14 protein-coding genes and 1 tRNA gene are annotated in these 16,722 nt (G+C 54.8%); 1 reads left to right on the top strand and 14 read right to left on the bottom strand.

Features of this window, described 5'->3' with window-relative positions; translation table 11 throughout:
• Positions 1-13 precede the first annotated feature (13 nt).
• The 6 genes from lonB to PAECUDRAFT_RS19175 all read right to left on the bottom strand — a co-directional run bounded on the left by lonB (position 14) and on the right by PAECUDRAFT_RS19175 (position 7,544).
• Positions 14-1,717, bottom strand: a complete 1,704-nt coding sequence (lonB, locus tag PAECUDRAFT_RS19200; RefSeq protein WP_006039800.1) for an ATP-dependent protease LonB — start codon at positions 1,715-1,717, stop codon at positions 14-16.
• Positions 1,718-1,841: 124 nt separating this feature from the next.
• Positions 1,842-2,954 (bottom strand): flavodoxin-dependent (E)-4-hydroxy-3-methylbut-2-enyl-diphosphate synthase, encoded by a 1,113-nt coding sequence (gene ispG / locus PAECUDRAFT_RS19195; RefSeq protein ID WP_006039799.1) that lies wholly within the window; start codon positions 2,952-2,954, stop codon positions 1,842-1,844.
• A 106-nt stretch (positions 2,955-3,060) separates the two neighbouring features.
• Positions 3,061-4,317 carry an ATP-dependent protease ATP-binding subunit ClpX gene (clpX, locus tag PAECUDRAFT_RS19190; protein WP_006039798.1) on the bottom strand — a complete coding sequence of 419 codons (1,257 nt, stop codon included), beginning with the start codon at positions 4,315-4,317 and terminating at the stop codon, positions 3,061-3,063.
• A 13-nt stretch (positions 4,318-4,330) separates the two neighbouring features.
• Entirely contained in the window at positions 4,331-4,912 is a 582-nt protein-coding gene (gene clpP, locus PAECUDRAFT_RS19185) for an ATP-dependent Clp endopeptidase proteolytic subunit ClpP (protein WP_006039797.1), read from the bottom strand.
• A gap of 251 nt (positions 4,913-5,163) precedes the next feature.
• The gene (gene tig / locus PAECUDRAFT_RS19180; RefSeq protein ID WP_006039796.1) at positions 5,164-6,462 is read right to left on the bottom strand and encodes a trigger factor; all 1,299 of its coding nucleotides are present in this window, start codon (positions 6,460-6,462) and stop codon (positions 5,164-5,166) included.
• A gap of 89 nt (positions 6,463-6,551) precedes the next feature.
• Complete coding sequence (locus tag PAECUDRAFT_RS19175; RefSeq protein ID WP_006039795.1) at positions 6,552-7,544, bottom strand: hypothetical protein; 993 nt, start codon at positions 7,542-7,544, stop codon at positions 6,552-6,554.
• 165 nt (positions 7,545-7,709) lie between these two features.
• On the opposite strand from PAECUDRAFT_RS19175, the gene PAECUDRAFT_RS19170 reads away from it, so the two are divergent.
• Positions 7,710-7,786, top strand: a tRNA-Arg gene (locus PAECUDRAFT_RS19170).
• A gap of 204 nt (positions 7,787-7,990) precedes the next feature.
• Here the strand turns inward: PAECUDRAFT_RS19170 and allC are convergent.
• The 8 genes from allC to PAECUDRAFT_RS19130 form a co-directional block, all read right to left on the bottom strand.
• A complete protein-coding gene (allC, locus tag PAECUDRAFT_RS19165) occupies positions 7,991-9,247 on the bottom strand; it encodes an allantoate deiminase (RefSeq protein WP_006039793.1) in 1,257 nt (418 codons plus the stop codon).
• Positions 9,248-9,265: 18 nt separating this feature from the next.
• Positions 9,266-9,628 carry a hydroxyisourate hydrolase gene (uraH, locus tag PAECUDRAFT_RS19160; RefSeq protein ID WP_006039792.1) on the bottom strand — a complete coding sequence of 121 codons (363 nt, stop codon included), beginning with the start codon at positions 9,626-9,628 and terminating at the stop codon, positions 9,266-9,268.
• Positions 9,579-10,568 carry a factor-independent urate hydroxylase gene (gene pucL / locus PAECUDRAFT_RS19155; RefSeq protein WP_006039791.1) on the bottom strand — a complete coding sequence of 330 codons (990 nt, stop codon included), beginning with the start codon at positions 10,566-10,568 and terminating at the stop codon, positions 9,579-9,581. The genes uraH and pucL overlap by 50 nt, the downstream gene beginning before the upstream one ends.
• A 32-nt stretch (positions 10,569-10,600) precedes the next feature.
• Entirely contained in the window at positions 10,601-11,734 is a 1,134-nt protein-coding gene (locus PAECUDRAFT_RS19150) for a BMP family ABC transporter substrate-binding protein (protein ID WP_006039790.1), read from the bottom strand.
• 84 nt (positions 11,735-11,818) lie between these two features.
• Positions 11,819-12,325: a (2Fe-2S)-binding protein gene (locus tag PAECUDRAFT_RS19145; RefSeq protein WP_006039789.1), complete on the bottom strand. Its 507-nt coding sequence runs from the start codon at positions 12,323-12,325 to the stop codon at positions 11,819-11,821.
• Entirely contained in the window at positions 12,318-14,663 is a 2,346-nt protein-coding gene (gene pucD / locus PAECUDRAFT_RS19140; protein ID WP_006039788.1) for a xanthine dehydrogenase subunit D, read from the bottom strand. The genes PAECUDRAFT_RS19145 and pucD overlap by 8 nt, the downstream gene beginning before the upstream one ends.
• A complete protein-coding gene (locus tag PAECUDRAFT_RS19135) occupies positions 14,656-15,609 on the bottom strand; it encodes an FAD binding domain-containing protein (protein ID WP_006039787.1) in 954 nt (317 codons plus the stop codon). Before PAECUDRAFT_RS19135 ends, pucD begins: the two co-directional genes overlap by 8 nt.
• Positions 15,610-15,613: 4 nt before the next feature.
• Entirely contained in the window at positions 15,614-16,621 is a 1,008-nt protein-coding gene (locus PAECUDRAFT_RS19130) for an XdhC family protein (protein WP_006039786.1), read from the bottom strand.
• Positions 16,622-16,722 lie beyond the last annotated feature (101 nt).

The raw sequence follows: 16,722 nt of genomic DNA, 5'->3' as shown, positions 1-16,722 counted from the left end.
CTATACCATTTTATCACTCCGCGGAATCCGCCTGCAAATACGGCACCGAAGGAGAGATATACAGCTCTGTCGCCGGGACTGAATCCAACTGATGGAACTTCTCCTCCGCCTGAGGGAAAAGGAGCGCAAACACCTCATCTACACGGTCAACTGGGATAATTTGCACGCCCTCTAATCCTTCGAATATTGCTTGCCAATTTTCCCGAGGAATAATCACTCGCTCAGCGCCAGCTTGGAAAGCTGCCTCCACTTTGGCCAGCACGCCGCCGACAGGCTTCACATTGCCATGTATGCCGACCTCGCCCGTCATCGCGAGTTTATTATCGACCGGCTCCCCTTTGATCGCTGAGGCAATGGCCGTCGCCATCGCAATGCCTGCTGAAGGGCCATCAATCGGCGTTCCGCCAGGGAAGTTAATGTGCAGGTCATAATCATGCGGACGAAGGCCATAGCGGCGCAGCACGGTCAATACATTCTCGACAGACCCCTTCGCCATGCTCTTGCGACGCAGCGTGCGCGAACCGCCGCCAAGCTCTTCCTCGTCAACTACGCCTGTAATCGTAAACGTGCCTTTGCCCGTGCGAACAGGAATCGCGCTCACTTCAATTTCGAGCAGCGTCCCCATATTAGGACCGTATACCGCTAGGCCATTAACGAAACCAATCTGCGGCTCCGCTGGCACTTTCCGATCCGGGCGCGGCGGAATTTGGCTGCTGTTGACGACCCATTCAATGTCCGCCGCAGTCAGCGTATCCCTTTTCTCCGATAGCGCAAGTCCCGCTGCGAGCTGGATAACGTTGACGGCTTCCCGTCCATTCGTCGCATACCGCTTCACAACCTCAATAGCATCGGCAGATGGCTCGAAGCCGATTTTCTTCACGGCGTTCGAAGCGATTTGTGAAATCTCTTCAGCGAGCAGCGGACGGAAATAAACCTCCATGCAACGCGAACGGAGCGCAGCCGGCAGCTCCTGCGGCGAACGAGTTGTCGCGCCGACGAGGCGAAAATCAGCTGGCAAGCCATTCTGAAATACGTCATGCACATACATCGGAATGTTCGCGTCCTCAGAGTTGTAATAGGCGCTTTCCAAAAATACTTTGCGGTCCTCAAGCACTTTTAATAGCTTATTCAACTGAATCGGATGCAATTCCCCAATCTCATCGATGAACAGAATGCCGCCGTGCGCTTTGGTCACTGCCCCTGGCTTCGGCTGTGGAATGCCTGCGACGCCCATTGCGCCTGCACCTTGATAAATCGGGTCATGGACAGAGCCGATCAACGGATCTGCAATTCCCCTCTCATCGAATCGAGCAGTCGTCGCGTCAATCTCCGTAAATTTCGCCTCTGGCAAAAATGGGGAAGCTGGGTTTTTCTTCGCTTCCTCAAGCACGACGCGCGCTGCAGCCGTCTTGCCGACTCCAGGCGGGCCATAGATAATAACATGCTGCGGATTTGCGCTGCATAGCGCCGCTTTGAGCGCCTTGAGGCCGTCGATTTGGCCGACGATGTCCTGCATCGCTTGCGGCCTTGTTTTCTCGGCAAGCGGCTTCGTAAGCGAAATGGAGCGTAGCTTGCGAAGCTTATCCAGCTCCTTCCGCGATTCGCGGTCAACGGCTGTTCGATTTGTCTTCTGATTACGAAGCAAATTCCAAAAATATAAGCCGATAACGACAGCAAAAAACACTTGGATCAGCATTAACACGAAACTTAGAGACATTTCAAATCCCCTCCTTAATGTTGGCGCATGGCCAATACAAAAAACACCCGCAGGTCTAATACTTGTCAGTATTCCCTGCGGGTGTTTGAATATACAAAAAGGAGAGTCGAAACGCATCTAACGTTTACTTGATATGCGAATGCTGTTTTCGACCAGGAATTTCGCCTGTCGCCTCGTAGACACGCACGATCTCATCGATTTCTTTTTTCAACTCATCTAGCATCTCGGCTTCAGGCACTTTACGAATCATTTCCCCGTAACGGAACAGCATGCCTTCCCCACGTGCGCCAGCGATGCCGATATCCGCCTCGCGCGCTTCGCCAGGACCGTTAACTGCACAGCCGAGCACCGAAACTTTGATTGGCACTTTGATTTTGGAAATGTAGTCCTCAACCTCGTTGGCGATCGAGAATAGATCGATATCCAAACGGCCGCAGGTCGGGCAGGACACGAGCGTTGCCGCATTCGTAATCAAACCAAAGGTTTTCAGCAGCTCGCGCGCTACCTTCACCTCTTCAACCGGATCCGCGCTTAAGCTGATACGAACCGTATTGCCGATTCCCATCGCCAATAGCGCCCCAATGCCTGCGGAGCTCTTGATCGTTCCGGTATGCAGCGTTCCTGCCTCCGTGATGCCCAAGTGGAGCGGATATTTAATCTTCTCTGCTGCCATCGAGTAAGCGGCGATCGCCATCGGTACGTCTGAAGCTTTCAAGGACACGATAATATCGTGGAAATCAAGCTCCTCCAAAATGCCGATATGGAACAGCGCGCTTTCTACCATTGCTTCTGGCGTAGGGTAACCATATTTCTCAAGCAGATGGTTCTCAAGGGAACCAGCGTTAACGCCGATCCGAATCGGAATGCCCTTCTCCTTACAAGCCTTAACAACCGCTTCGACTTTCTCGCGGCGTCCGATATTGCCTGGATTAATACGAACCTTGTCCACGCCATTCTCAATCGCCGCAAGGGCCAGACGATAGTCAAAATGAATGTCGGCAACAAGCGGAATATGAATGCGCTTCTTGATTTCTTTAATTGCATCAGCAGCTTCCTTGTTGTTAACCGTTACCCGTACAATCTGGCAGCCAGCTTCTTCCAGCCGCAAAATCTCAGCAACGGTCGCTTCCACGTCCGCTGTCTTTGTCGTACACATGCTTTGAATGATCACTTCGTCGCTTCCACCAATTGTCAGCGGGCCGACCTTGACTGGTACGGTGTCCTTACGCAAATACATGAGGTATCTCTCCCATGAACGTCAAAGTCCACCCGGCGGACAGACGGCCAAATAAGGCCGCCCGCCGGGGTGGAAGCATCAACGGTAATGTATAATCGCCTAATAATTAGGCGCTCTCTTCTTTTTTCTTGCCTTTCTTCGGCGTCAACTCTGGCATAATCTTCTCGTTGACAACCTGCTCGGTAATCAGGCAGCTGCTCACATCGTCGCGCGATGGAACCTCATACATGACTTCGAGCATAATTCCCTCGATAATCGCACGCAAGCCACGAGCACCTGTATTGCGTTTGATCGCTTCGCGGGCAATCGCCTCCAACGCGCCTGCCTCGAACTCGAGCTTAACGTTATCCATCTCAAGCAGCTTTTGATACTGCTTCACCAAAGCATTCTTTGGCTCGGAGAGGATACGTACAAGCGTCTCTTCGTCAAGCGGCTCAAGCGACGAGATGACTGGCAAACGACCGACGAACTCCGGAATCAATCCGAATTTCAGCAAGTCCTCTGGCAGCACCATCGACAAGTATTCGCCCGGCTTCAATTCCTTCTGGCTGTCGCCGGCTGTGTTAAAGCCGATCACTTTCTTGCCGATCCGGCGTTTAATGAGCTGCTCCAGACCGTCGAACGCGCCGCCGCAAATAAACAGGATGTTCGTCGTATCGATCTGAATAAATTCTTGATGCGGATGCTTGCGGCCACCTTGCGGCGGTACCGAAGCAACCGTGCCCTCCAAAATTTTCAGAAGGGCTTGCTGTACGCCTTCGCCGGAAACATCGCGCGTGATCGATGGATTTTCTGATTTGCGGGCTACTTTATCGATCTCGTCGATATAAATAATGCCGCGTTCAGCCTTCTCCACATCGTAATCCGCCGCTTGAATCAGCTTCAGCAAAATGTTCTCAACGTCCTCGCCTACATAGCCAGCTTCCGTAAGGGAAGTCGCGTCTGCAATTGCGAATGGCACGTTAAGAATCTTCGCCATCGTCTGCGCCAACAGCGTCTTACCGGAGCCTGTTGGACCTACCAGAAGGATGTTACTCTTCTGCAGTTCAACGTCCTCGAGCTTGTTTTGCGAGTTAATCCGCTTGTAGTGGTTATAAACCGCTACTGCGAGCGATTTCTTCGCGCTTTCTTGGCCGATGACATAAGAATCAAGGATGCCCCGGATGTCTTTTGGTTTCGGAATGTCTTTGAGGTCCAGCTCTTCCTCATGGCCGAGCTCTTCCTCGACAATTTCCGTGCACAGTTCGATGCATTCGTCGCATATATAAACGCCGGGACCGGCTACTAGCTTACGAACCTGCTCTTGCGATTTGCCGCAGAACGAGCATTTCAACTGGCCCTTCTCGTCGTTGAATTTAAACATGGGATCACCCTTTCTATAGTGACGTAACCACCTTGTCAATCAGCCCGTAAGCAACGGCTTCTTCTGCCGAGAGGAAGTTGTCGCGATCCGTGTCGCGCTCAATTTTCTCGTACGGCTGACCCGTGCGTTCCACATAAATTTGATTCAGCTTCTGCTTCGTTTTGATGATCCAGTCAGCGTGAATCTTAATGTCGGAAGCTTGGCCTCGAACGCCGCCGAGCGGCTGGTGAATCATCACTTCGCTATTCGGAAGCGAGAAACGCTTGCCTTTGGCGCCAGCCGTCAACAGAAGCGAGCCCATGCTCGCTGCCATACCGACGCAAATGGTCGATACGTCAGGCTTAATAAACTGCATCGTATCAAATATACCCATACCAGCGGTAACTGAACCGCCAGGGGAGTTGATGTATAAGTGGATATCCTTCTCAGGATCGTCGGCCGCCAGGAACAGCAGCTGCGCGATTATGGAGTTAGCGACATCGTCATCAATGGCGCTCCCGAGGAAAATAATCCGGTCCTTCAAAAGCCGGGAGTAAATATCGTAAGAACGCTCTCCACGATTCGTCTGTTCGACTACGATCGGTACTAAATTCATGCGACCAACCTTCTTTCTTTAGGCGGAATGGATACTTCCTTATTTTATCACGTCGATGCGTTGCTGTCATTTTTCCAAATGAGGTCGCTTCTAACAGTATACGACGCGGTCTTGCCATTAAGTACGGGGATTCCTCCCCCAAGCTGGAACCGAGTGTTACATATGTATGTGTTTAGTGGAAAAATAAGGCACGTTTCAAAGAACGTGCCTTACCCCTCTATACGCTTGAAAAGCTGGCCGATAGGCCTTGCTTATGCGTTAACTGCTTCTTTGCTGTTTTCGAGAAGGAATTTGATCGTTTTGCGGAGCGAAACGTCTTCCTTCAAGTTTTCGAGATTGCCATTGCGGGAGAAAATGTCTCGAAGCTCGTCCGCAGGGCGGTTGTACGCTTTGGACAGCGTTTCGAGTTCAGCGTTCACATCTTCTTCGCTTACTTCGATGCCTTCGGCTTTAGCGATTGCTTCAAGCACGAGGTTGTTGCGAACGCGCTTCTCAGCGTCGCCACGCATTTGCTCGCGAAGAGCAGCCTCGTTTTGGCCGGAGAATTGGAAGTACAGTTCAAGGTTCATGCCTTGCATGCGCAGACGGTTCTCGAAGTCCTTCAGCATGTAATCCGTTTCCGTATTAACCATTGCTTGTGGAATTTCGATTTCCGCCGCTTCTGCAGCTTTCTCTACAACAGCTGTTTCACGCGTAGCTTCGTTTTCTTTCGCTTTGCGCTCTTTCAGGTTGTTTTCGAGATCCTGCTTGTACTCAGCAAGCGTTTCAAATTCGCTAACGTCTTTAGCAAACTCATCGTCAAGCGCTGGCAGGCTTTTGCGTTTGATCTCATGCAGTTTCACTTTGAACACTGCTGCTTTGCCAGCCAGATCAGCAACGTGGTAGCTCTCAGGGAACGATACTTCTACGTCCTTGAAGTCGCCAGTTCCCATGCCGATTACTTGATCTTCGAAGCCTGGGATGAACGAGCCGGAGCCGATTTCGAGCGAGTAACGCTCGCTTTTGCCGCCCTCGAATGCTACGCCGTCAACGGAACCGTCGAAGTCGATAACAGCCGTGTCGCCGCTCTCTACTGTGCCTTCGTCGATAACGTTCAGCTCAGCGTGGCGCTGTTGCAGACGGTTCAGTTCCTCGTTCAGTTCTTCCTCCGTTACAACCGCTTCTGCGGAAGGAACTTCGAGGCCTTTGTAATCGCCAAGCTTCACTTCTGGCTTAACCGTTACTTTTGCCGTGAACTTGAACGTTTGGCCTTTCGCGAATTGCTCAACGTCGATCTCTGGACGGTCAACCGGCAGGATGCCAGCTTCAGTCACAGCTGCCGCGTAAACGTCCGGCAGGATGATGTCGATCGCGTCTTGGTAGAGCGATTCTACGCCAAATTTGCTTTCAAAGATGCCGCGCGGCACTTTGCCTTTACGGAATCCTGGCACGTTTACTTTCTGTACAACTTTCTTGAACGCTTTATCGAGCGCTTCAGTCACTTGCTCCGCTCCAACCTCAACGTTGAGCGATACCAAGTTCGTGTCTATTTTTTCCCAAGTTGCTTTCATGGTTTGCCTTCCCCTCCAACATTACGCATTCAATGCGAAAATCTCACGTTTAATAAACCATTCTATTATAATCAACATCCCCGTAATTATCAAGACTCGGGACTGTCGTCGAACCGACCGAATCCAGCGACCTGACGCAGGGAGCGGCAGGCTTGCTCATACCGGAACCGAAGCGGCTCTGAAATGCCATATGTATCGCGAATCGCATCATCTTCCGCCGACCCGTAAACCGTAATCAGCAGCGTCAGGTGCAGCGCGGCTGCCCAGCAATCGATCGTCTCCTCTTCATCCTCAAGCATTCGATTGTAGGCCGAAGTTCCGTATAAGAATTGCAAGCATTCCTTCCAGAGCTCTCTTGCAAAATGCGGCAGCGTCGGATCTTCTGATTCCGACATCGATTCTACCCGCTCCACCGTCTGAACAACCGGAGCCGGAAAATCCTCCAGCGCAAGCGGCGTCAGTTCGATATCGAGCTCGGTTACCTCATCCAGCCGCTCCATCGTCAGCTTCCCCGTCACCTCGCGGCGCCTTAAGCATTGCAGCGCTTTGAACTGCACGACGGGATGGACAGGCGCGGTCGTCAGCCACTCGATCATCGTCGGGTCTACATCAGGATGATCCAAATGCACGGCTCGCTCAAGCGCAAGCATCTGCTGGTCGATGGAAGGATGATTTTGAATAATGTAAAGCACCTGCTTCACATAAGCCTCATCCTGCTCCGTCGGCTTCAGCGCCGCTCGCCGCAGCTCGGCTTCCTCGTCCTGATCAGCCAGGCCTGAATAATCAAGCGGCGATCCCTCGTCAGGAAACGCCATCTCCAGCCAGGACAGCAGGTTGCCCCATTCCTCATAATGCCGCGCATCTTCTCCTCGGCATTGCAGCAGAAACCGAATCAACTGCTTAGCGTCGCTATATTGCTCGGCTTCCAACATCCGCGTTAGTTGGATCTGATAGTGGTCAAGCATCTTTGGGAAAAGATACACATTATCTCGATTGTCTTCCCGGGGTTCGTTCTTCTCCGTAATGGTAGCACCGCCTTGCGCTTGGGAAACATTCGTTTCGCCAATCTTTGGTTGGTTCATTATACCATGCTACGCGATGAAACACACGAATGGAAGCGCCCCCCTTTTCTCGCAAGCATCCTGTAGCAGTTTTGTCCGAGTTTACCCCGATTTAAACGATAGCTGCCGATAAAAAATTTCGGATTGCACAAACAGGCAATCGTATGCTACAATAATTTCCGTTGTGTCCCGGTAGCTCAGCCGGATAGAGCAACGGCCTTCTAAGCCGTCGGTCGGGGGTTCGAATCCCTTCCGGGACGCCACTTTATTCGACAATGATCGATACATACGATACAAAATCCCCAAAACCCAGCAGCAGCAATGGTTTTGGGGATTTTTTCTGACTTACAATAAAAGGAGCCGTTATCCATGAACATCTCGCCTAAACTGATCATCGGCCTCGCGATCGGCACGGTTATCGTCGTAATTGCATTAATGGGACTAGTGCTATCCCAGCTTAGCTAATTTCACGCTTGCCGTTGACCGCCAACGTAAGCAAGCTGGTACAGCGTATCGGCTAGCACGCGGGTCGCGACTGCCAAGTCCTGCGCATCCGTATATTCATCCGGGGAATGACTGATGCCTGCGCGGCTTGGAACGAACAGCATCGCCGAAGGGCAAACAGCGCTGAGCAGCTGCGCATCATGCCCCGCTCCGCTATGGATTTCGTGGTAGCTGACTTGCAGACTTTTGCACGTTTGCTCCAGCCTATGGACCAGCTCTTCGTTCATCGGCACCGGGTCCGCATGCATCCACTGTCGATGCGACAGCTGCAGCGAGCGTTCGGCGGCAATGCTGTAAAACCGTTCAACAATGCGACGCGCAAAGGCTTCTAAAGAAAGCGCATCCGGATGGCGCAGATCGACAGTAAACAGCACATTGCCGGCAATCACATTCGACACGTTCGGCGCTACGACCATCTTCCCCACAGTCGCAACGTATGGATCGCCTGCGGACCTAGCCTCTCGCTCCAAAGCAAGCGTCATCTCTGCCGTTCCTGCAACCGCGTCCTTCCGCCACGCCATCCGGGTCGTCCCTGCATGGTTCGTTTCCCCGCACACCTCGAATGTCAATCTGACTTGACCGACAATGCCTTGTACGATTCCGATCGGCAATTCTAGCCGCTCTAATACCATGCCTTGCTCGATATGAAGCTCAATAAACGAAACCAAATCATAGCGCCGGCATGGACGATGCGTTCCCGGGCCGAATCCGGCATCCGCCATCGCTTGCCCTAACGAGACGCCTTCGGCATCCGCCACATCAGGTATGCGGCTCATGCTCCAGCGGCCCGTCATATTGCCTGATCCCCAGAAAGTAATAGGAAACCGGCTCCCTTCCTCCTCGCATAACGAAACAATTTCCAATGTTCGCTTAGGCCTTCCGAACTGCGCATATAGCCGTCTAAGGCAGGCTAAACCAGCCAAAATGCCTGCCGCCCCGTCATATTTCCCCCCTGATCGCACCGTATCGATATGCGAGCCCGTTAACACAACTTCCTCCGGATGCTCCGTCCCTTCCAAACGCCCGTACAGATTGCCTGCATCATCATAATACGTATCCAATCCAGCTTCCCGCATCCGCTCTGCCAACGCCTGCTGCGCCTTTAACCACGCTGGCGTGTAAAGCAGCCGCGTCACTCCGCCATCGCTGTCTGCGCCATAATGCGACAACCATTCCACCTGATTCGCGAGCAGCTGCTTCAATTGCGCAATGGACTCCATCGTTCGCCACGCCCCCTGTCAGCTTCCGCGATACGTGCTATAGCCGCCAGGCGCAGCCAGCAGCGGCACATGGTAATGCTGCATGCAGTCCGATACGAAGAAGCGGATCGGTACAATCGTGAATAGCGAGGGGGATGAACCCGCAACTGGCGACGAAGCAAAATAGTCGCCGACGGCGAATTGCAGCTCGTAGATTCCGACATCCAGCTCCTCGCCCGCCAGAAGAGGGCCGCTGGTCCGGCCGTCTTCATTGAGCTCGGCGACAGCTATTAGCTGGCGCCGCTCAGTCGATTCGATTTTCCACAGCTCCACCTTCAGTCCAGCAGCCGGCTTACCGCGAAGCAGATCCAAGGCGTGCGTCGTGATTTTGCCCATGCTCATCCGCATCGCTCCTCGTCAAGGTATACCTTTGAAAGCCGTAGGGAGGTCTCGGTTCCGTATACACAGCACCTGAGCTAGCCGCTGCCTGCTCAACGATCGTTTCCCATGTCCGATTGTTGGATTCGAACGAAATCGCCGCAAGCTGCGGGAACCGCTCCAGCACGCGCAGCCCGATTTGATGAAGCAAATATTGAATCGAAGGCGAATACACCTCGTGGAACACAGACTGAACGATGTCCCCGACCTGCGGAGCTGGCACATACCGAGTGGGATCATCGGAGACAGCGTCCTCAGCATCAGCGTAAGCCCACGCCACGTTCAAATAGATATATAGCGGCCGATCGCTCGTCTCGGGCAGCGTCGTATATTCATCGCGTATAAAGCCGGCGAATGCGCTCCCCTTCACCTTGATTAACTGGACGCCGCGCAAGCCTCCCTCCAAGGCTACTATTTCATTGCCAGCTTGCCCGCGGACAACAGCAATTCTCGCGGTTGCCTGTTCATTACGCGCATGACGGAACACGGTATCGCTTCGCTTCACGCCTTCCGAACTACCGACGGAAACAGCATCAAAATGCAGCCGTTCCGCTCCCAGCTCAACTCGATCGATATGACCGTATTGATCCATAAATCGAGTCGCCATTACCGATAGAAAGGATTCAATCGTGCTGCCTTCAAAATCAGCGGCATGGCGCAAGATAAAATTTTTCATAGAGTCAGTCGCCACAACCAGCCCGTTGTCGCCCTCGGTGAATGACGAGCGGAACGCTTCGCCGCCCAGCGCCACGTCGACATTCCACGCGAAAATAATGTTATCCTCGCCCGTGTAGGACGACTCCGGAATCGGCTTTACTCCCGTAAGCGGCGTTGCATACATGCGATAGACGAACACGTCGCCTTTGCCGTACATTAATGCTCGTTCCGTAAAATGCGGAGTCATCGAAACACCTCCGTCCAAAAAAATGGGCAACGCTATTTTGGAATCGTCCCGCTCACGCCTTTAACGAACCACATCATGCTGTGAATGTCTGCGTCAGATAGCGTTTTGCCCTCAGCTACCTTCTCCGCTCCGCTTTGATCGTAAACTGGACCCGTGAATACATGATACGAATCGTCTTTGATCGCTTGCTTTTTTGTTTCGATCGTATCGCGTGCCGATTGCGGAACGCTTTTGCCGAATGGCGCAATATCCGCCGTTCCATCAGCAACCGAGCCCCAATAGTCGGAGGATTTCCACGTGCCGTCAACGATTTGCTGCACTTGATCGACGTAGTAAGGCGCCCAGTTCCATACCGGATTCGTCAAATAAAAATCAGGCGCGTACTTATTCATGTCGGAATCGTTGCCCAACCCATACACGCTGCGTTCGGCAGCCGCTTGAATGCCAGCAGGGGAATCCTGATAGTTGGCAAGCACATCAACGCCCTGATCGAGAAGGCTGACCGCCGCTTGGCGCTCGACAGCTGGATCGAACCATGTATTCGTCCATACGACCTGCACGGTTGCAGCCGGATTCACGCTTTGCGCGCCTAAGGCGAACGCATTGATCGTGTAGATGACTTCGGGAATCGGAAACGCCGCCGCGTAGCCGATCTTATTGTTCTTCGTCATGAGGCCGGCAGCCATGCCTGACAAATAGCCGGTCTGATAACCGCGCCCCGCGTAGGTGGATAAATTTTCTGCTGTTTTATAGCCTGTCGCATGCGCAAACTTGACGTCGGGATGCTTTTTCGCCACATTAACCATCGCATCCATATAACCGAAGCTCGTGCCGAATATGATGTCGTTTTTTTGCGCCAGCTCCTCGAAAACGCGCTCCGCGTCCGGCCCTTCCGGCACGTTCTCGACGATTGTGGACGTAATGCCGAACTTCTCATCGACCGCTTTGCGGCCCAGATCATGCTGGTACGTCCAGCCGCCATCACCCGGAACGCCAATATACACGAAAGCGACTCTGGGCTTGGCACTAGCCTTGTCATCCGGCTTAACCGCCTGCTCGTCGCCCGCCTTCTGATACCCTTCATCCTTCGGCGCACTCGCCTCCTTCGAGCAAGCAGCCGTTATGACGAGCAGCGCGAGCGCCAGCAGCAGTGTCCATTTCTTCATCGCTGATCTCTCCTCCCGTATCGAAAGCGAATCGCCTGCGTCGGCATCAGCCGGCACGCAAAGCTTGTATTCGCCGTCTTGGTTTCAAGGTGTCGGATCTGGATGCGGTTGCTGATAAAACGCCGATACTCGCAATGCCCCGCGGATGATGCCTTCATAGCCGGTGCAACGGCATAAATTCCCGCTTAACGCCTCTTCGATTTGCGCTCTCGTTGGCTGAGGCACCTCGTCGCAAAGCGCTTTGAGACTGACGACCATGCCGGGCGTGCAGTAGCCGCATTGCAATCCGCCCTCTGCGACCAGCGCTTGCTGAATCGGATGCAGCCCCTCCCCTGACGGCCCCGCAATGGATTCAATCGTCTCGATTGACCTGCCTTCGCATTGGTAAGCCATCAGCAAGCATGCATTCATCGGCTTGCCGTCCACGAGCACCATGCAAGCGCCGCATCTTCCGACATCACAGCCCGGCTTCGTCCCCGTCAACCCCATGTCCTCCCGCAGCAAATCGAGCAGCCGCCGCACCGGCGGCACTTGGCGAGACACAACTTCTCCATTCAGCATGCAGCCTAACCGATACGAGGTTTCAATCATGAAGCCGTCCCTCCAAAAAGGTATGATAAGGCCGAATCAGCTGCTCAGGCCGTACCGGGAGCCGATTCACCCAAGTGCCGCATGCCGCCCGAATGGCTGATGCGATAGCAGGAGCAAGGCCCACTGTGCCGATCTCGCCAACGCCCCGCGGCCCGAACGGATCGCCAGCCGGCAGATGCTCGATCGCTTCCACGTTTACCGCTGCGGGAATATCCCGGATGGTGGGAATCATGTACGTATCCAGCTGACCTCTCGCATAACGGCCTTCTTCCATGACGACATCCTCCGTTAAAGCAAAGCCCAGAGCCATAACCGAACCGCCTTCAATCTGCCCCAAAAAGCCCATCGGATTGACGACTGGCCCCGCCGCAACGTAATGATCGGTCTGAAGCACTTGCACGCGGCCCGTCAGCAAATCCACCTCGACTTCCGCCGCAACGGACGCATACGTATACAGAAAATGCGCGCCAAAGACCGGATCAACCGTCGGCGTGACCGGAAAATCAAACGCCGCCTGCTCTATGATGCGCGCAGGAGAAGACTCTGCCAGCTGCTTATAAGTCAAAGCCAGCTGCGGCAGCTCTGCAGACAAGGGCGAGGCCCGCCGCCACACGCCGCCTTCGCTCGTAAACAGCTCCTCTCGCTCGCAGCCTAGCAGCTGCGCCGCCCGTTCAACAATCGCTGACGCAAAAGGCGGCACGAGCTTCTGCATCGCCTGCCACGCCATCGCCGTCGCTCGCGAAGCAGTCGCAGATCCCGTATGGGGCACAGCATCGGTGTCGCCAATTACGATGCGGACGTCAGCAGCCGAGCACTGAAGCCGGTCGCATACTAGCATTTGCAGCACCGACAATACGCCTTGCCCAAACTCTTCGAAGCCGAAGGCCGCTTCAATCTTCCCGTCAGCGGACAACGCCAGCCGCCCGCCCGCAGGATCGGGTATGCCGTAGCCGAGGCCGCCGCCATGCATGACGATAGCGGCACCTACCCCGCGCACCAGCCATGGCTTCGCGCCTTGCGTCACCCGCCCTCGACGGGCCATCATCGTCGATCGCATCGCCGAAGCCCATACATCGCTGGCTCCGTCGGTTGGCACAATGATTTGATCCAGCGGCCCTGGATCATCCGCTTCGCGCAGGTTGCGACGGCGCAGCTCCCAAGCATCCATGCCAAGCCGTTCTGCCAACCGGTCCATTTGGCCCTCCAGCGCAAAGATGACCTGATTCCCGCCGAATCCGCGAAACTCCCCGGCGATGCCGTTGTTCGTAAACACGCTTTTCCCTTCCGTCTTCACATTCGCAATACGATATGGACCTGTTGCATGCTCGGTCGCAAATTGGAGCACCTCTCGCCCGAGCGTTGCGTATGCTCCCGTATCCGCTATGATCTCCGTATGATGCGCGATGAGCATCCCTTGCGCATCGGCGCCTGTCCGCATGCGTATGCGCATCGGATGCCGCTTGATGCTCGCGCGCATCGACTCTCTCCGGCTGTTGTGCAGCCGAACCGGACGACCGGTTCGCAGCGCCAGCAGCGCGCCGTAAGGCTGAACGTTCAGCTCATCCTTGCCGCCGAACGAGCCGCCGATCGGGCTTGATACGACGCGGATCGAGGATTCAGGCATTGCTAGTATGCGCGCCAGCTGCATCCGATCCTTATACCCATGCTGCGTCGCTGAATAGACGGTGAGCCGCCCGCTCTCCTCAGGAATGAACAAGCCGCCTTCGGTTTCCATATACAGATGAAGCTGGCGCGGCGTCGTATACACTTCCTCGACAATCGCTGCGCACTGTGCAAATGCTTCATTAATATCACCGTGGCATACGCGCGTTTCATGCAGCAAATTTCCCATCTCGTGCAGCTGCGGCGCATCCGTCTCAAGCGCATGAAGGGGATCATCGACAACGGGAAGCGGCTCGTAATCAACATGAATCGCCTCTGCTGCCGCCGCTGCCTGCTCCGGCGTCTCCGCCGCAATTGCAGCGATGACATCACCGACATGGCGCACCCGATCCGTGCAAAATACCGGGATATCCTGCGTGACGATGCCATACCCGTTTAACCCCGGAACATCCTCCGCCGTCAGCACCGCATGGACGCCAGGCATCGACACAGCCGCAGCGATATCCACATGAACGAGCTTGGCATGGGGATGCCGGCTGCGCAGCACTTTGCCATGGAGCATCGACTCGATGCTTCGATCTGTCAAGTAGGCAAGCTGCCCCGTCACCTTCGCATGGCCATCAGGGCGATCCATCCACCTCGCTCCAGCCGTATCCCTGCTCAGCTTCACCGAGGGAGCCGCCCTGCCTGGCGAATCATTCAACCGGCTATCCATCGGCTGACACCTCCCCTACTGCAGCAATCGATCGAACCGCCGCATCCAGCTCCGATGCAATCATATTCGCCGCCGCCATTCTTCTGTAGGCTGATCCTGCAAAATCATCTGAAACGGACGGTACGCCTGCACGAACTGCCGCATAAAGCGCCATTCCGTACGCTCCCTGCTCAGCTGCCGTCTCCGCGTCATACAGGCGCACGGCAGGCATCCCTGTTCCCGAAACGACGATTCGAACGTCGTCCAGTCGCCCAGTCGCGTCTATGCCGAACGTTCCGGCTGCCGTTATAACGGATGGCGAAAACGACTCCCGGCGTCCAATTTTGCGAAACCAATACGGTTTGCTCCGCGGTTCAGCTGCAATGTCGACGGCAACGACTACGCTGCTATCCGAATCATTGCCGCTCGCAGCAAGCCATTCGATTAACGGCTGGCGCTCATAACCGCCGCTATGCCGGCCGCCATTCGCCCCGCTTCCTGTGCACAAGACAAGCTGCGCATCCAACGCTGCCAATGCTGGGATCAAGTCGCCGCTTCGCGTCAACACATTACCGCCAACGGTTGCCAATTGTCGGATGGAAGGGGCTGCGATCGATCTTGCCGCTTCTTGCAGCAAAGGAGCGACACCCGTGACCAAAGGGCTTTCCATCAATTGGGCAAGCGAAGTGATCGCGCCGATTCGAAGGAACGAGCTTTGGGGTTCTCCTATAGAAGCCAGCTCAATTTGTTGGACACCCCGCATGTCAGCAATCTGCTCCAAGCTGATCAGGTGCAGCGGCATCATAGCCGCACCTGATTCCCACCGCGTCCTAAGCCAAGTGCCGCCTGCAGCGTAACGGGCCGCTGCCCCGAATTGCCGCTTTAATCGCCAAGCCTCCTCCGCAGTATGCGGACGCCAAACCTTCACGGCCGCATACGCCGGCACATCCCGCTCCAGAGACGCCATCCCCTCACCCCTTCTCTGCTTCGACCGCCGCTCGCAAGGAGATTGAGGCGCCTTCCTGCCGAATATCCTCTAACAGCTCAGCCACGATACTGATCGCGATTCGTTCAGGCCCTTCTGCGAAAGGGACGATTCCTACAGGGGCATGCAAGCGCGAATCGCGAGGCGAGAGCAAACCTTCCGTCAATCGACGAACGCGCTTGGAAGACCCTAGCAAGCCTATGAATCGTACAGGGGACTTCGCAAGGAGCACCAATAGATCGCGATCCTGTGCCATTTGATGCGTCATAACGACAGCCCGGTCTCTGGGGCCGATCGCCAGCGCCGCCCCCATCTCATTCACGCCATCGGACACGAGAAGGGAAGCAGAAGGAAATCGCAATCGGCTGCACAGCGCTTCTCTACGATCCGCAACGATAACCGAAAACCCTGCTCGAGACGCCAATTCTACGACTGGCATCGCATCATCGCCTGCACCGAAAACAAGGAGCCGCGGATTCGCCTCGTAATAGAAGCTGATCACTTGATCCACCCGCTGCATGCCATCTAAAGGTCTTGAAAAACGCTCATGCCAGCAATCCCCATACTGTACCCGGTATTCGCTGACCAGCCCTTCGCCATTCATCCGCCGCGCAAGCTTCACCGCATGCCCTTCATCCAAAGCGCGCTCCACCGCGTCAAGCGCAGCAACTAGCGTCGCATCCATCGGCTCCAGCAGCACCTCCAGCCGACCGCCGCAGCCTACCGCTTCTCCCCAGGACAAATCATCAGCCTCACGCACGTCGTAAACCATGAACGCAGACCTTCCGCTCTCCAGCACCCGATCAGCCAGCCGTGCCAAATCGGCTTCAATGCAGCCCGGACTCAAATGTCCATCCAGCTGTCCATTCGGTCCGATCAACATCGCAGCGCCAGGCTTCCGATAAGCATGGCCTTCAGCTGACCGCAATGTCGCTAGCACGCCGGAACACTCCCGTTGACGACGGCGTTTCAGCAACGAATGAAAGCTATCCATCCGGACCCCTCCGTTCTTGGCGCCTTTCTTTTAAGTAATCTCACTATATGAAAATGTCATTTTGAGGTCAACAAACCTGACACAACATTGGTTATTGAACC

Origin of the sequence: Paenibacillus curdlanolyticus YK9 (assembly GCF_000179615.1) — a bacterium.
Lineage (GTDB): Bacteria > Bacillota > Bacilli > Paenibacillales > Paenibacillaceae > Paenibacillus_T > Paenibacillus_T curdlanolyticus.
Note: the sequence above shows the minus strand (reverse complement) of the source record. Positions and strands in the feature narration are given on the sequence as shown.

What these genes read in the sequence shown, in the direction of transcription:
- lonB (WP_006039800.1), bottom strand. Translation starts at nt 1,717, where the DNA reads ATGTCTCTAAGTTTCGTGTTAATGCTGATCCAAGTGTTTTTTGCTGTC.
- ispG (WP_006039799.1), bottom strand. Translation starts at nt 2,954, where the DNA reads ATGTATTTGCGTAAGGACACCGTACCAGTCAAGGTCGGCCCGCTGACA.
- clpX (WP_006039798.1), bottom strand. Translation starts at nt 4,317, where the DNA reads ATGTTTAAATTCAACGACGAGAAGGGCCAGTTGAAATGCTCGTTCTGC.
- clpP (WP_006039797.1), bottom strand. Translation starts at nt 4,912, where the DNA reads ATGAATTTAGTACCGATCGTAGTCGAACAGACGAATCGTGGAGAGCGT.
- tig (WP_006039796.1), bottom strand. Translation starts at nt 6,462, where the DNA reads ATGAAAGCAACTTGGGAAAAAATAGACACGAACTTGGTATCGCTCAAC.
- PAECUDRAFT_RS19175 (WP_006039795.1), bottom strand. Translation starts at nt 7,544, where the DNA reads ATGAACCAACCAAAGATTGGCGAAACGAATGTTTCCCAAGCGCAAGGC.
- allC (WP_006039793.1), bottom strand. Translation starts at nt 9,247, where the DNA reads ATGGAGTCCATTGCGCAATTGAAGCAGCTGCTCGCGAATCAGGTGGAA.
- uraH (WP_006039792.1), bottom strand. Translation starts at nt 9,628, where the DNA reads ATGAGCATGGGCAAAATCACGACGCACGCCTTGGATCTGCTTCGCGGT.
- pucL (WP_006039791.1), bottom strand. Translation starts at nt 10,568, where the DNA reads ATGACTCCGCATTTTACGGAACGAGCATTAATGTACGGCAAAGGCGAC.
- PAECUDRAFT_RS19150 (WP_006039790.1), bottom strand. Translation starts at nt 11,734, where the DNA reads ATGAAGAAATGGACACTGCTGCTGGCGCTCGCGCTGCTCGTCATAACG.
- PAECUDRAFT_RS19145 (WP_006039789.1), bottom strand. Translation starts at nt 12,325, where the DNA reads ATGATTGAAACCTCGTATCGGTTAGGCTGCATGCTGAATGGAGAAGTT.
- pucD (WP_006039788.1), bottom strand. Translation starts at nt 14,663, where the DNA reads ATGGATAGCCGGTTGAATGATTCGCCAGGCAGGGCGGCTCCCTCGGTG.
- PAECUDRAFT_RS19135 (WP_006039787.1), bottom strand. Translation starts at nt 15,609, where the DNA reads ATGGCGTCTCTGGAGCGGGATGTGCCGGCGTATGCGGCCGTGAAGGTT.
- PAECUDRAFT_RS19130 (WP_006039786.1), bottom strand. Translation starts at nt 16,621, where the DNA reads ATGGATAGCTTTCATTCGTTGCTGAAACGCCGTCGTCAACGGGAGTGT.